Annotated in this window: 12 protein-coding genes; 6 read left to right on the top strand and 6 right to left on the bottom strand. The window is 75.3% G+C overall.

Annotation, left to right across the window (positions count from 1 at the left end; genetic code table 11):
- Positions 1–306, top strand: a 306-nt coding sequence (gene tpx / locus ACFWP2_RS10385) for a thiol peroxidase (RefSeq protein ID WP_380449924.1), incomplete at its 5' end; no start/stop codon positions are given.
- Between the two features lie 137 nt (positions 307–443).
- Here the strand turns inward: tpx and ACFWP2_RS10380 are convergent.
- The 5 genes from ACFWP2_RS10380 to ACFWP2_RS10360 form a co-directional block, all read right to left on the bottom strand.
- On the bottom strand, positions 444–1,190 hold the full coding sequence (locus ACFWP2_RS10380; protein WP_380449923.1) for a hypothetical protein: 747 nt from the start codon (positions 1,188–1,190) through the stop codon (positions 444–446).
- Between the two features lie 275 nt (positions 1,191–1,465).
- Positions 1,466–2,005, bottom strand: a complete 540-nt coding sequence (locus tag ACFWP2_RS10375; protein WP_380449922.1) for a GNAT family N-acetyltransferase — start codon at positions 2,003–2,005, stop codon at positions 1,466–1,468.
- Between the two features lie 204 nt (positions 2,006–2,209).
- On the bottom strand, positions 2,210–3,367 hold the full coding sequence (locus ACFWP2_RS10370; protein WP_380449921.1) for a GDSL-type esterase/lipase family protein: 1,158 nt from the start codon (positions 3,365–3,367) through the stop codon (positions 2,210–2,212).
- Positions 3,368–3,440: 73 nt separating this feature from the next.
- Positions 3,441–4,019 (bottom strand): TetR/AcrR family transcriptional regulator, encoded by a 579-nt coding sequence (locus tag ACFWP2_RS10365; protein WP_380449920.1) that lies wholly within the window; start codon positions 4,017–4,019, stop codon positions 3,441–3,443.
- Between the two features lie 82 nt (positions 4,020–4,101).
- Positions 4,102–5,115 carry an AraC family transcriptional regulator gene (locus ACFWP2_RS10360; protein ID WP_380449919.1) on the bottom strand — a complete coding sequence of 338 codons (1,014 nt, stop codon included), beginning with the start codon at positions 5,113–5,115 and terminating at the stop codon, positions 4,102–4,104.
- Between the two features lie 205 nt (positions 5,116–5,320).
- Here ACFWP2_RS10360 and ACFWP2_RS10355 point away from each other — a divergent pair, with 205 nt between their 5' ends.
- Positions 5,321–5,815, top strand: a complete 495-nt coding sequence (locus tag ACFWP2_RS10355) for a DUF1772 domain-containing protein (RefSeq protein WP_380449918.1) — start codon at positions 5,321–5,323, stop codon at positions 5,813–5,815.
- Between the two features lie 90 nt (positions 5,816–5,905).
- On the opposite strand, the gene ACFWP2_RS10350 is transcribed toward ACFWP2_RS10355, so the two are convergent.
- Positions 5,906–6,586, bottom strand: a complete 681-nt coding sequence (locus tag ACFWP2_RS10350) for a polysaccharide deacetylase family protein (protein ID WP_380449917.1) — start codon at positions 6,584–6,586, stop codon at positions 5,906–5,908.
- Between the two features lie 306 nt (positions 6,587–6,892).
- On the opposite strand from ACFWP2_RS10350, the gene ACFWP2_RS10345 reads away from it, so the two are divergent.
- From ACFWP2_RS10345 to ACFWP2_RS10330, 4 genes are all read left to right on the top strand, one after another.
- Positions 6,893–8,272 carry a hypothetical protein gene (locus ACFWP2_RS10345; protein WP_380449916.1) on the top strand — a complete coding sequence of 460 codons (1,380 nt, stop codon included), beginning with the start codon at positions 6,893–6,895 and terminating at the stop codon, positions 8,270–8,272.
- Positions 8,273–8,336: 64 nt separating this feature from the next.
- Positions 8,337–9,617, top strand: coding sequence for an AAA family ATPase (locus ACFWP2_RS10340; protein WP_380449915.1), 1,281 nt, complete (start codon positions 8,337–8,339; stop codon positions 9,615–9,617).
- 53 nt (positions 9,618–9,670) lie between these two features.
- Complete coding sequence (locus tag ACFWP2_RS10335; RefSeq protein ID WP_380449914.1) at positions 9,671–10,918, top strand: VWA-like domain-containing protein; 1,248 nt, start codon at positions 9,671–9,673, stop codon at positions 10,916–10,918.
- Between the two features lie 161 nt (positions 10,919–11,079).
- Positions 11,080–11,592 carry a hypothetical protein gene (locus ACFWP2_RS10330; protein WP_380449913.1) on the top strand — a complete coding sequence of 171 codons (513 nt, stop codon included), beginning with the start codon at positions 11,080–11,082 and terminating at the stop codon, positions 11,590–11,592.
- The last annotated feature ends 147 nt before the right edge of the window (positions 11,593–11,739 follow it).

Genomic DNA, 11,739 nt, shown 5'->3' with positions numbered 1-11,739 from the left:
ACCTTCAACGCCCAGGCCGCCGCCCTGGACAACACCGTCGTGCTGTGCGTCTCCGCCGACCTGCCGTTCGCGCAGGCCCGCTTCTGCGGCACCGAGGGCCTCGACAACGTCAAGACCCTCTCCACCCTGCGCGCACGCGACTTCCACGACGTCTACGGCGTCAACATCGCCGACGGCCCCCTCGCCGGCCTCACCGCCCGCGCCGTCATCGTCCTCGACGAGAACGACACCGTCCTGCACACCGAACTCGTCGCCGAGATCGCCGACGAACCCAACTACGAAGCCGCACTCACCACCCTCAACTGACCCCACCCCCACACGGGCACCCCCCGCGCCACAACGCGGGGACGGGAAAGGCCGGGGGCGGGCCACCATCGCGGTTACCCGCCCCCACCACCCACACGCGCAACGGCCGACGGCGACAGCGACGACGGCCCAGCCGGTCATACCTCCGGCACGAGGAGCCAGACCTCGGAGAACGCGAGACCGTGCTCGCGGGTCACCGCCCCGCACGGGCAGCGCAACGTGATCCGGCGCCAGTCACAGGACACCGCCCACGGGCCCTGCGCGGCGCCGCAGCCCGCGCAGGCGACGGTCGTCGCCGTCCGCAGCCCCGGGCCGGGCCTGCCATAACAGCGCAGCCGGCCCGCGTACCGGCCGTACCAGTGCACCGCCACAGGCGCGGACGGAAGCGTCCCGGGCGGACACGCCGCGGTGGTCGTGGTTACAGCGGCGAGCAACGCGACCAGACCCGGCAGCAGCGCCTCCCCGGCGTCCGTCGGCGCCACCCCCACGCCACCCACCGGCCCGGGCGTGGCCCCGTAGGCGGGCGCGGGCGCGGTGGCCGGCGGGTTCGGGTGCGCGTGCCAGGGCACCAGCGCCCGCGCCACACCGGCCAGCAGAGCCGCGACAGGCGCACTGACGGCACCCGCGTCGAGATGGTGCACCGCGGTGCGCAGGACGCGCTGCAGACGCCGGTCCCGGTCCAGGAGAGGTGCCGGTGCCGGTACGGAGCGGCGGGCGGGCAACGGAGCGCTCAGACGGGCCAGCACGGCCGCCGCCGCCTCGATGTCCGCCGCGCCCGGGTGCCACTGCCCGGCGGCCAGAAGCCTCCGGACCCGCGCCGACTCCCGCACCAACGCGCGCGTCCACAACTCCCTGGAACCACCCACACCCACGTCCCCGACCATGCCGTCCTCTCCCCTTGCCGGCGCAGATTCCATCACACGAGCACCCCGCGTGCGGGACACGCTCGCGTGCCGGCAACAGGCGAAGACTGCGGCGAAGGCAGCGAAGCGGTCCGGCCTGTGCTCGCAGCGGTGTGGAGCCGACGACCCCACCTGGCCAGGCCGTGGTCCGCTCGATCACCCGGTGGCATCGGCCGAGGCGTATGAAGGGCCGCGGGATGCCCGCGCGGGCAGCCGGACGGGCGGGCGGGTGACGGCCCGGCGGAGTCCTCGCGGGCTCAGCCGGACGGCGGGGCCGGGGCGCGCAGGCCGAGCCACTGCTCGGCGCCCCAGGCCTCGAACCGCTCCACCTCGGTGAAGCCCAGACTGGCCGCCAGACGCATCGAGGCGGTGTTGGCCCTCTGGGTGGTGAGCACCACCGGCTCGCCGGGAAGCACGCCGGCGAGCCACTCCAGTGCCGCCGCGCACGCCTCCCGGGCGTACCCCGATCCCCACGCCCGGGGCAGGAACAGGTAGCCCAGATCGGCCTTGCCCGCGGCAGCCGGACGGGAGTGCCCTGTTGCCCTCCTGAGCAGGACCTGGCCGATCATCACCCCGTCGAGGTCGACGACGAAGCTCCCGGGCCACTCCTCGGGCACCCCGGGCAGTTCGCGCTCCAGCTCGTCACGCGACCGCGGGCCGCCGAGGTAGGCGTGCACCTGCGGGCAGGCGAGCAGCTCGATGAACACCGCACGGTCACGGCCCTCGGGTGCACGCAGCACGAGGCGCTCGGTCCTGATCGGCTCGGGCGGCCAGGCGACGGGTCCAAGATCTTCCATCCGCGCACGCTAGCAGAGGCTCGCAACACCCGGCCGTCCGTACCGGTTCCGGGGGCGTGCACCGCGGGGGTGGTCACCGCGCTCACGCCGCACCGGGTGCCGGGTCGCGAGTGCCGGGTGCCTGTAGCCGCCGGGCGGCGGGAGCCCGGCGGCGTCCACAGGGTTGAAGTCGACGAGCTTGTACGGCAGTTGAACGTCCGCTGCTCAGTGGGCCAGCGCGCCCCCGGGGGTGAGGGCGAGTTCGGTGAAGCGCTCCGCGATGAGGCGGTGCGCCTCCGGGGAGGGGTGGAGGCCGTCGGGGAGCGGGTGGGTGTCGTGGTCGGGCTCGCCGTAGAGGGCCAGGCCGTCCAGGTGGTGCAGGTGGTGGTCGCCGTCAGCGCGGCGTTCGGCGACGATGCGGGCCAGTTCGGCGCGGATGACGGTGAGGGTGAGCCGGCCGGCGGCGACTTCGGCGGGGTCGCCGGTGGCGCGGAAGCGCAGGGTGCCGTCGCTGAAGTCGGGGGCGAGCGGGCCCGGCACGGTTTCGTGGAGCGGGCAGTACACCGGGGACACGACCAGCAGCGGGGTGGTCGGGTGGCCGTCCCGCACGGTGTCCAGGAAGCCGTGGACGGCCGGGGTGAAGGCGCGCAGCCGCATCAGGTCGGCGTTCACCAGGTTGACGCCGAGCTTGAGGCTGATCAGGTCCGCGGGGGTGTCGCGGATGGTGCGCGCGGTGAAGGGGTCGAGCATGGCGCCGCCGCCGAAGCCGAGGTTGGCCAGGTCCAGGCCGGCGCCGACGGCCACCAGGGCGGGCCAGGTGCCGGTGGGGTGGGCGGCGTTGGAGCCGTGGCTGATCGAACTGCCGTGGTGCAGCCAGCGCTTGCGGGCGCCGGCCGGGATCGGCTCGATCGGGGCGTCGGTGTCGAGGGCGATCAGTTCGGTGGTCTCGGTGTGCGGGAGCCAGATCTCGACGGTCTTGTCCCGGTCCGGCAGGCCGGTGAACCGGGCGCTGCCGGACGGCCCTTCGGTCAGTTCGAAGGTGCCGGCGGCGAGGTCGACGGTGCGCAGGTTGCCGCCGGGGACGGAGGTCTGGGCGGTGAGCCGGCCGTCCACCAGGAGGTCGTAGACGCCGTCCGGCACGTTCGGGACGCCCGGGTAGGCGCGCTTGGTGGGGACGGTGTGCAGCGTGACGGTGGTGGCGCGGGTGCGGAAGACGAGCCGGACGCCGGAGGGCTGGGACTCGGCCATCGCGAGGTGCCCGTCGGGGATCCGCCGGCGGGCTTGGGTGGGCAGGCGGTGCGGCAGCAGGCCGCGGGCGGTGCGTTCGAGGTCGAGGTGGCCGTGGAGGAGGTCCTCGGTGACGGGGGTGGTGATCGTCGTCATGGCGCTGCCTTCGGTTCGTCGGGGTGGGCAGGACGTGCGGGACGCCGGGCGCCGGGCGCGGTCGGGGCGTGGATCAGTCGGCCGGACGGGCTCCGCGGGCGCGCAGCAGGCCGTCGAGGGAGTCGATGATCCAGTCCCAGGACTGCCGTGGGTCGACGGCGGTGTGGCTGAACCCGCCCGCCGCCTCCAGGCTGATGTAGCCGTGGAAGACGCTGCCGAGCATGCGCACCGCGTGGGTCTGCTCCGGTTCGCCCAGGTCGTAGCCGCGCAGGAGCGCCCTGGTCATCCGGGCGTGCCGGACGCCCGCACTGGCGGCGGCCGTCTCGGCGTCCAGGCGCAGGCGGGTGGCGTCGTAGCGGCCGGGGTGGCGGGCCGCGTAGTCGCGGTAGGCGTCGGCGAAGGCGGCGAGGGCGTCGCGGCCCGCCCGACCGGCGAGGGCGTCGGCGACGAGGTCGGCGAGTTCCTCCAGGGCGTACAGGGAGATCCGGGTCTTGAGGTCGTGGGAGCTCTTGACGTGGGAGTAGAGGCTGGCCGTCTGCACGCCGAACCCGCGGGCGACGGCGGCGACGGTCACCTGGTCGAAGCCGACCCGGTCGGCGAGCTCGGCGCCCGCGACGACCAGCCGTTCGACGGTCAGCCCTGCCCTGGCCATGTATGTCCTCCCGCGTGGTCACGTCGTGCATCTACGGGCAGTATGGAATTACCTAAATGGATTAGGCAAATGAAAGATCTGTTCAGCCTGCCAGGATCACCGTCTCCGCCGGACCCGAGAAGCCCGCGGGCTGCGGCGGGGTGCCCGTGGCGGCCAGCCGGCGGTGCTCCTGCGGGCTGATGCCGCGCACCCGCTTGAAGGCCGCCGAGAGGGCGAAGGCGTTGCTGTAGCCGACCTTGCGGGCGGCGAAGGCGACGGTGCACTCGGGCTCGCGCAGCAGGTCGGCGGCGACCGCCAGGCGCCAGCCGGCCAGATAGGCCATCGGGGGCTCGCCGACCAGGGCGGTGAAGCGGCGGGCCAGGCCGGCCCGGGAGACCCCGACCCGCCGGGCGAGTTCGGCGACCGTCCAGGCGGTGGCCGGGTCGTCGTGCATCATCCGCAGCACCGGGCCGACCACCTGGTCGTGCTGGGCGCGGTACCAGGCGGGGGCGCCGGAGTCGGGGGCGGCCAGCCAGGAGCGCAGCACGGAGACCACCAGGAGGTCCAGGATGCGGTCCAGGACGAGTTCCTGGCCGGGCTCGTCGCGCCCCATCTCGGTGGCCAGCAGGTGCACCAGGGTGTCGTCGGAGCCGGTGCCGGTACCGGCCGGGCGGACCAGCAGGGCGGGCAGGCAGCCGAGCAGCCGCCGGCCGATCTCGTGCTCGGCCTGGTAGGTGCCGGACAGCACCACCGAGGAGGCCCGGTCGTCCTCGCTGCCCCGGCCCCAGGTCCGGACGCCGAGCGACATCGCCTCGGAGACGTCCACGCCGCCCTCGGTGCAGACCTGGCCCGGGCCGACGACGACGTCGACCGGGGTGTCCGGGTCGTCCGCCACGGTGTACGGCTCCGGGCCGCGCACGATGGCCACGTCGCCGGGATGCAGCAGCAGCGGGGTGCCGTGCTCGGGCAGGATCCAGGCGTCGCCGCGGACCGTCGTCACCACCGAGAGCGGGGCCCGGTCCTCGATCCGCAGCGACCACGGCGGGGTGAGGATGGAGCGCAGCAGGAACGCACCCCGGGCCTTGGGGCCGCCGAGGAGTCCCGTCAGAGTGTCCATGCCACCAAGTGTAGACGGATGGACATCATTTGACGCTCCATCATTTGAGAGACTCTTGAGCGAAGGAGACGGCCCGCGCCGCCCGGATGCCGGATGATCGGCGCACGGGGGCACGGACCGAGACACGGCGAACGAGACACGACGACCAGGACACGGCGACCGCGGTACGGCGACACCGGCCGCGAGAAATGAGGGGCTCACGACGATGGAAACGGCACGCACACTCGTCCTGGTGGCGGCCACGGTCACCTGTGGACTGACCGCGGGACTGTTCTACGCCTACTCGTGCTCGGTCATGCCGGCGCTCGCCCGGGTCGACGACCGGACCTTCATCGAGGTCATGCAGCACGTCAACAAGGCGATCCTGAACGGCTGGTTCTTCCTCGGCTTCGTCGGCGCCCTGCTCGCCACCGCCGCGGCGGTGGCCCTGCACCTGCCCTCCGACGGGCACGACGTCCTGCCCGCGACCGTCGCCGCGCTGGTGCTGTACGTCGCGGTGATCGGGATCACCCGAGCGGTCAACATCCCGCTGAACGACGAGCTCGACGCCGCCGGGTCGCCCGAGCGGATCGCCGATCCGGCCGCGGTGCGCGGCCGGTTCGAGGCTCGCTGGGTGCGCTTCAACGTGCTGCGCGCCCTGCTGTCGACCGGCGCCCTGGCCTGCCTCGCCTGGGCGCTCGTCCTCAACGGGCAGAGCTGACCGGGCCGGACCCGCCCGACGGGCGGTCGGCCGGGCCGCGCCGCCCGAGCCCGCCGACCGCACCGCGCCGCCCTCCGCCGCTGACCGGGCTCAGCCGCAGAGGGTGGCGAAGCCGTACCCGCGCGACTTGAGCGTGGAGATGATCGTCGGCAGCGCCGCCACCGTCTGGGAGCGGTCGCCGCCACCGTCGTGCAGCAGGATCACCGACCCGGGACGGACGTTGTTCAGCACCCGCGAGCTGATCGCGGCCGTGCCGGGGCGGGACCAGTCCGCCGGGTCCACCGACCAGAGCACGACCTGCTTGCCGAGCGTGGCGGCCTTCGAGCGCACCGTGCTGTTGACCGCGCCGTACGGCGGGCGCAGGCAGTTCGGGGTCCGGCCGGTCTGCGCGCGGATGGCCTTGTCGGTGTCGGCCAGCTGCGCGTTGAGCGCGGCGGCGGAGAGCCTGCGCAGGTCCGGGTGGGACCAGGAGTGGTTCTGCACGCTGTGGCCCTGCTTGGCGACCTGCGCGGTCACCGAGGGGTGGGCGGCGACGTTCTGCCCGATCTCGAAGAAGGTCGCCCGCACCCCGTACCGGGAGAGCGTGGCCAGGACCTTGGGCGTGTAGGCGGGGCTGGGACCGTCGTCGAAGGTCAGGTAGACCACCTTGGCGCCCTTGGCTCCCTTGGCGCCGGCCGCCTCCGCCTCGGCCGCCGGCAGGGCGACCGCCGCACCCGCCGCCAGGGCGACGACCAGTGCGCCGATCGCGGTCCGGAGCCTGCCGACTGCCATGCGCCTGACGGGTCGTACGGTCATGCCTGCCCCCTGCGGTCGGAACTCCCGTGAGCGGCCAGTCTGCGCCCGGCGGCCCGTCCGCCGCGACCCTTCGTCGGTCGCGAGCGAACGGAATCGGCCAGTCGGCGCGGGGTGCCGGGCGCCGCGGACCGGGGCCTCCGGTGACCCTTGAGCACCGGGCGGGCAGCGGAGGCCGGCGCCGGAACGGTGTGGCGGACGGCGGCGCGGGGCGCTATGCTCCCCGGCGATGACCACTCACGCTGATCACAGAATGGGGGTCCCGTCCGCGAAGAGTGAGTGCTGATGCCCACTCACCCCGCGTACGGGAACGAATCCCGACTCTCCTTCTGGCGGCGCGTACGCGAGTACGCCGTGCCGCCCTCCATGATCGAAACCGCCACCTCCCGCCGCCTGGCCGGCGACTGGGCCGGGGCCTGCGCCGCGGCCAACGTCGAGGTCGACTTCCGCCTGCGGGACGTCGCCCGCGTCCACGGCCGGGAGCTCGCCGACCGGGTACGGGCCGATCTCCGCTGCCTGGCACCGGAGTTGCTTCGCTGGCACCTGCCCAGGTCCGCCCCCGACGGGCTGCTGCGGCCCGGGCTCACCGTGCCGCTGGCCCGCTACCAGGGCGAGCGGCCGGTCTTCCTGGTGGTCCGCACTCCGCCCGGCTGGGCGGAGTACGGGCAGCGGGTCGGCCTGGAGCTCTGGGACGGCTCCGGGAACGACGCCCGGTCGCCGCACCCGCATCCGCGCCCCAGTCGCCGGTTCCGCTACGACCTGCACCGGCACCTCTGGGACGCCGGGCGCAGCGCGGAGCTGGCCGTGCGGTCCGGTTCGACAGATCCGTCAACCGGCTTGCCGGGCAGGGATCTTGGCGATCCTGCGCTGCGCTGCGCCACCGACCGCTGGGCCGCCGAGGCCGAGCTGCTGCTGCGCGCCGACGGACTCCCCGCCGGGCCCGTCGTGGTGCGGCTCGGGCGCCGGCACCGGCTGCTGCTCCGACCGGACGGATCGACGGCGGAGCCCACCGGGGACACCTCCGGACTGCCGCTGCTGCCCGATGCCGCGACCTGGGTGCCGCCCGACCTCGACCTGCTCCGCAGCGGCGCGATCGAGGCCGACCGGTTGCATCCACTGGTCGCGGCCGCGCTGGCCCCCGGGTACGTGCCCGGCCCGGCCCCGCGGACCGACGCCCCGCCCTCCGCCGAGCGGGTGGTGGACTGCCGAGGTGCGCGGCACCGGATCGGGCTGGTCGACGGGGTGCTCGCCCCGCTCGACCACGACCCGGCCGAGCTGCGCCGCGAGGACCTGCTGACCGGCCTGTCCGGCACCCCGCTGCCCTGCCTGCGGGAGATCGACCTGGCGCACCGCAGCCCCCACCAACTGGCCGGTGTGCGCGAGCGGTTGGACCACGGCGACATGGCCGGGGCGCTGGCCGCGGTCGAGGCCCTGCTCGGCCCGGAGGCGGTGCTCCGCGAAGGACCGCTGCGGGACGAGCTGGCGGCGGCCGCCGAACGACGGATCGCCTACGGCCTCTACCGCGAGGGCCTGACCGGGCCCGAGCGCATCGACCACCCGTTGCCGCGCGTCCGTCACAGTTGGCGTCCGAAGCACGCCGCTTTCCGGCCGCGGCCGCGCCACGCCTCGTTCCGGGCCCACCCGCGCCTGGCCTCCCTCAGCTGACGCCGTCGGCCCGACGGCCCGCGCCCTGAACCGAAACCCCATCCGCACCAGGAGGTGCCCACCCATGCCCATCCGCACGCCCGAAACCACCCGCCTCGACCTCGCCGGCGCCGGCGTTGGCCTCGGCACCGCCGACGTCGACGCCACCCGCCTCGACGTCGCCCGCCGGCTGCTCGACCTGTTGGCCGACACCGCCACCGAGCCGCGCGCCGACACCCAACTGGAAGCGCTCACCCTGGCCGTCGCCGCCGACCTGCCCGTCCTGCTCTGGGGCGAGCCCGGCATCGGCAAGACCGCCGCGCTCACCCAGCTCGCCGAAGCCCTGGAACTGCCGCTGACCACGGTCATCGCCAGCGTCCACGAGCCCTCCGACTTCTCCGGGCTGCCCATCGTCGGCGACGACCCCGCACAGCAGGGCGTCCCGATGGCCCCGCCGGACTGGGCGGTGCGTCTGGTGCGGGCCGGGCGCGGGCTGCTGTTCCTGGACGAGCTGTCCACCGCGCCGCCCGCCGTCCAGGCCGCACTGCTCCGGCTGGTCCTGGAACGGCGCGTCGGAGCGCTGCAACTCCCGCCCGGCGTACGGATCGTGGCCGCCGCCAACCCGCGCTCCTCGGCGGCCGACGGCTGGGAGCTGAGCCCGCCGCTGGCCAACCGCTTCGTCCACCTCCAGTGGGTGCACGACCACGAGGTGGTGGTGCGCGGCCTCGGCGGCGTCTGGCCGGTGGCCGCGCTGCCCCGGCTCGACCCACAGGCGCTGCCGGCGGCCGTCGCGCTGGCCCGCCGCTCGGTGTGCGGGCTGCTGGCCGCCCGCCCCGCGCTGGTGCACCGGCTGCCCACCACCGAGTCCCGGCGCGGCGGCGCCTGGTCGTCCCCGCGCAGCTGGGACATGGCGCTGCGGCTGGTCGCCTTCGCGACCGCGGCCGGCTCCTCCCGGGAGGTGCTGTCGCTGCTGGTGCGCGGCGCCGTCGGCGACGGTCCGGGGCTGGAGCTGATGGCGCACATGGATCGGATGGACCTGCCGGACCCGGAGGACCTGCTCGCCGACCCGGCCGCCGCCGTGTTCCCCGAACGCGGGGACCTGCGCCAGGCGGTGCTGGACGCCGTGGTCGCGGCGGTCCGCACCCGGCCCGACCGGGCGCGCTGGGACGCGGCCTGGACGCTGCTCGCCCGGGCCCTGGAGACCGGCACGCCGGACCTGCTGGTCGTCCCGGCCACCACGCTGGCCTCGCTGCGCCGGGAGGACTGGGAGGTTCCGGCGGCGATCGAACGGCTCGCCCCGGCACTGGCGGTCTCCCGCCGGGCCGACCTCGTCGGTGCCCAGAAGCCTCGGACGGTACGGCGATGAACAGCCCGGCGGGCGCAGCGCCGAACGGCCCGGCGGGCACAGCGGCGAACGGCGTGCCGACGAGCACAGCGCCGAACGCACCGTCCACGCCGCTGGACGTCGAGAAGCTGTACGCCGCCCGGCTGCACGCCGCCCGCGTCCGGCCGTACCTGGCGACGGCGCTGTTCGCACTCCACCTGGTGGAGTCCCGACAGGTGCCGACCATGGCCGTGGACCGGTACTGGCGCTGCTACGCCTCGCCGGCCTTCGTCGCCCGCACACCCGTCGAACAGCTGGCCGGTGTCTGGGTGCACGAGGTCTCGCACCTGCTGCGCGACCATCACGGGCGCGGCGACCGGATCGCCCGGGAGCTCGGCCTGGAGGGCCGGGCCGCGCGGCTTCGGATGAACATCGCCGCCGACTGCGAGATCAACGACGACGTGTACGGGGACGGCCTGGACCGCCCGGCCGGCGCCGTCCGGCCGGGGATGCTCCTCCTGCCGGACGGACTGCTCATGGAGGAGTACCTGCGCCGGTACCACTTCCACCCGCGCAGCCTGCAGGCCGCCTGGCTGGAGTGCGGCAGCGGCGCCGACGGCCTGGACCGCCCCTGGGAACTCGGCCCCGACGGCTCCCACGGGCTCACCGCCCAGGAGCGCGACGCCGTCCGCTTCCGGGTCGCCGAGGGCATCCGGGCCCGCCCCGGCAACGCCCCGGCGGGCTGGAAGCGCTGGGCCGAGGAGGCGTTCCACCCGCCGCAGCCGTGGCGGCAGTTGCTGGGCGCGGCGGTGCGCTCGGCGGTCTCGGGCCCCGGCGCGGGCGAGGACTACAGCTACGGCCGCCCCGCCCGCCGCTCGGCCGGGGTGCCGGGCGTGCTGCTGCCGAGCCTGCGGCGGCGCCCGCCGCGCGTCTCGGTGGTCATCGACACCTCCGGCTCGGTCTCGGACGACGAGCTGGGCAGCGCGCTGGTGGAGGTCGCGGCGATCGGCCGGGCCGTCGGCGGCCGCCGCGACCAGGTCACCGTCGTCCCCTGCGACGCGGCCGCCCCGGCCGTCCACCAGCTCTGCCGGGCCGAGGGCATCCCGCTGATCGGCGGTGGCGGCACCGACCTTCGCACCGGCTTCAGGACCGCCCTGCGCGGCCACCCCCGCCCGGACGTGGTGGTGGTCCTGACCGACGGCCAGACCCCGTGGCCCTCCGCCGCCCCGCCCTGCCGCACGGTGGTCGGCCTCTTCCCCAGGCCGGCCCGGTACAGCGAGAACGACCCGGAGTACCGGCCGGACGCCCCACCGGAGTGGGCCCGGGTGGTGACCATCGGCTGAGCGCGCCGCCCGGTGCGGATCGGCGCGCGGCGCCGCCGGGGAGTGGGCGGAGTCGGCGGAGGGGGCTGACGGGAGGCGTGCGAGGATCGGTCGGGCGTGGCGGCCAGGGTCCCTTGGCCGCCGCAGAGCGGAAGAGACGGACGAGGAAGAGGAAGAGCTCGGTGACCGAGACAGCAGCGGCCGGTGCGGAAGGCTTCGAGGTCGTCGACGTCGTCGAGGGGTTCGAGGACTTCGAGCCGGACGAGCACGTGCGGTTCGCCCGGTACCGCCGGGCGTTCGCGGAGGTCGCGCCCGAGGATGCGGCCGGCCTCGCGGCCCGGGTGCTGACCGACCCCGAGACCTCGATGGCGAGCTGCGCGGTCTGCGAGTACCTGAACCGGCGCGCGGCGGAACTGCTGACGGAGCCGGACTTCCCGGCCTGGCACCGGGAGCTGGCCGGCGTCGTGGCGGGCGACCCCTTCTCCGTCCGGCGGCTGCGGGACTGGGCGCTGCTGCGGAGGATCGCCCTGGGCGAGCCGTGGGAGGAGGAGCAGCTGCTCGCCGCGGAGAACTGGCTCCAGGAGCGCCTCGCCGAGGAGTCGTCGGCCCCGGCCCTCCTGGACATCCTGGCCGGCCACGGCCGGACTCGGCGCACCCGCAACATCGCGGCCTCCCGCCTGCGGCACCTGCGGTAGCGGTGGCCCAAGGCGCCGTGGCCCGCGACGCGGACGGCGCGGGCGGTGCGGGCGGAGGAGTCCGGCTGCCGGACACCACCGCCCCCCCCCCGGGCGGCAGCGGACCAAAGCCCCCCCGCCGCCCCCCCCCACCACCCCCCCCCCCCG

Source organism: Kitasatospora sp. NPDC058444, assembly GCF_042721415.1.
Lineage (GTDB): Bacteria > Actinomycetota > Actinomycetes > Streptomycetales > Streptomycetaceae > Kitasatospora.
Note: the sequence above shows the minus strand (reverse complement) of the source record. Positions and strands in the feature narration are given on the sequence as shown.

Coding starts and splice junctions, on each gene's coding strand:
- ACFWP2_RS10380 (WP_380449923.1), bottom strand. CDS start 1,190: ATGGTCGGGGACGTGGGTGTGGGTGGTTCCAGGGAGTTGTGGACGCGC.
- ACFWP2_RS10375 (WP_380449922.1), bottom strand. CDS start 2,005: ATGGAAGATCTTGGACCCGTCGCCTGGCCGCCCGAGCCGATCAGGACC.
- ACFWP2_RS10370 (WP_380449921.1), bottom strand. CDS start 3,367: ATGACGACGATCACCACCCCCGTCACCGAGGACCTCCTCCACGGCCAC.
- ACFWP2_RS10365 (WP_380449920.1), bottom strand. CDS start 4,019: ATGGCCAGGGCAGGGCTGACCGTCGAACGGCTGGTCGTCGCGGGCGCC.
- ACFWP2_RS10360 (WP_380449919.1), bottom strand. CDS start 5,115: ATGGACACTCTGACGGGACTCCTCGGCGGCCCCAAGGCCCGGGGTGCG.
- ACFWP2_RS10355 (WP_380449918.1), top strand. CDS start 5,321: ATGGAAACGGCACGCACACTCGTCCTGGTGGCGGCCACGGTCACCTGT.
- ACFWP2_RS10350 (WP_380449917.1), bottom strand. CDS start 6,586: ATGGCAGTCGGCAGGCTCCGGACCGCGATCGGCGCACTGGTCGTCGCC.
- ACFWP2_RS10345 (WP_380449916.1), top strand. CDS start 6,893: ATGCCCACTCACCCCGCGTACGGGAACGAATCCCGACTCTCCTTCTGG.
- ACFWP2_RS10340 (WP_380449915.1), top strand. CDS start 8,337: ATGCCCATCCGCACGCCCGAAACCACCCGCCTCGACCTCGCCGGCGCC.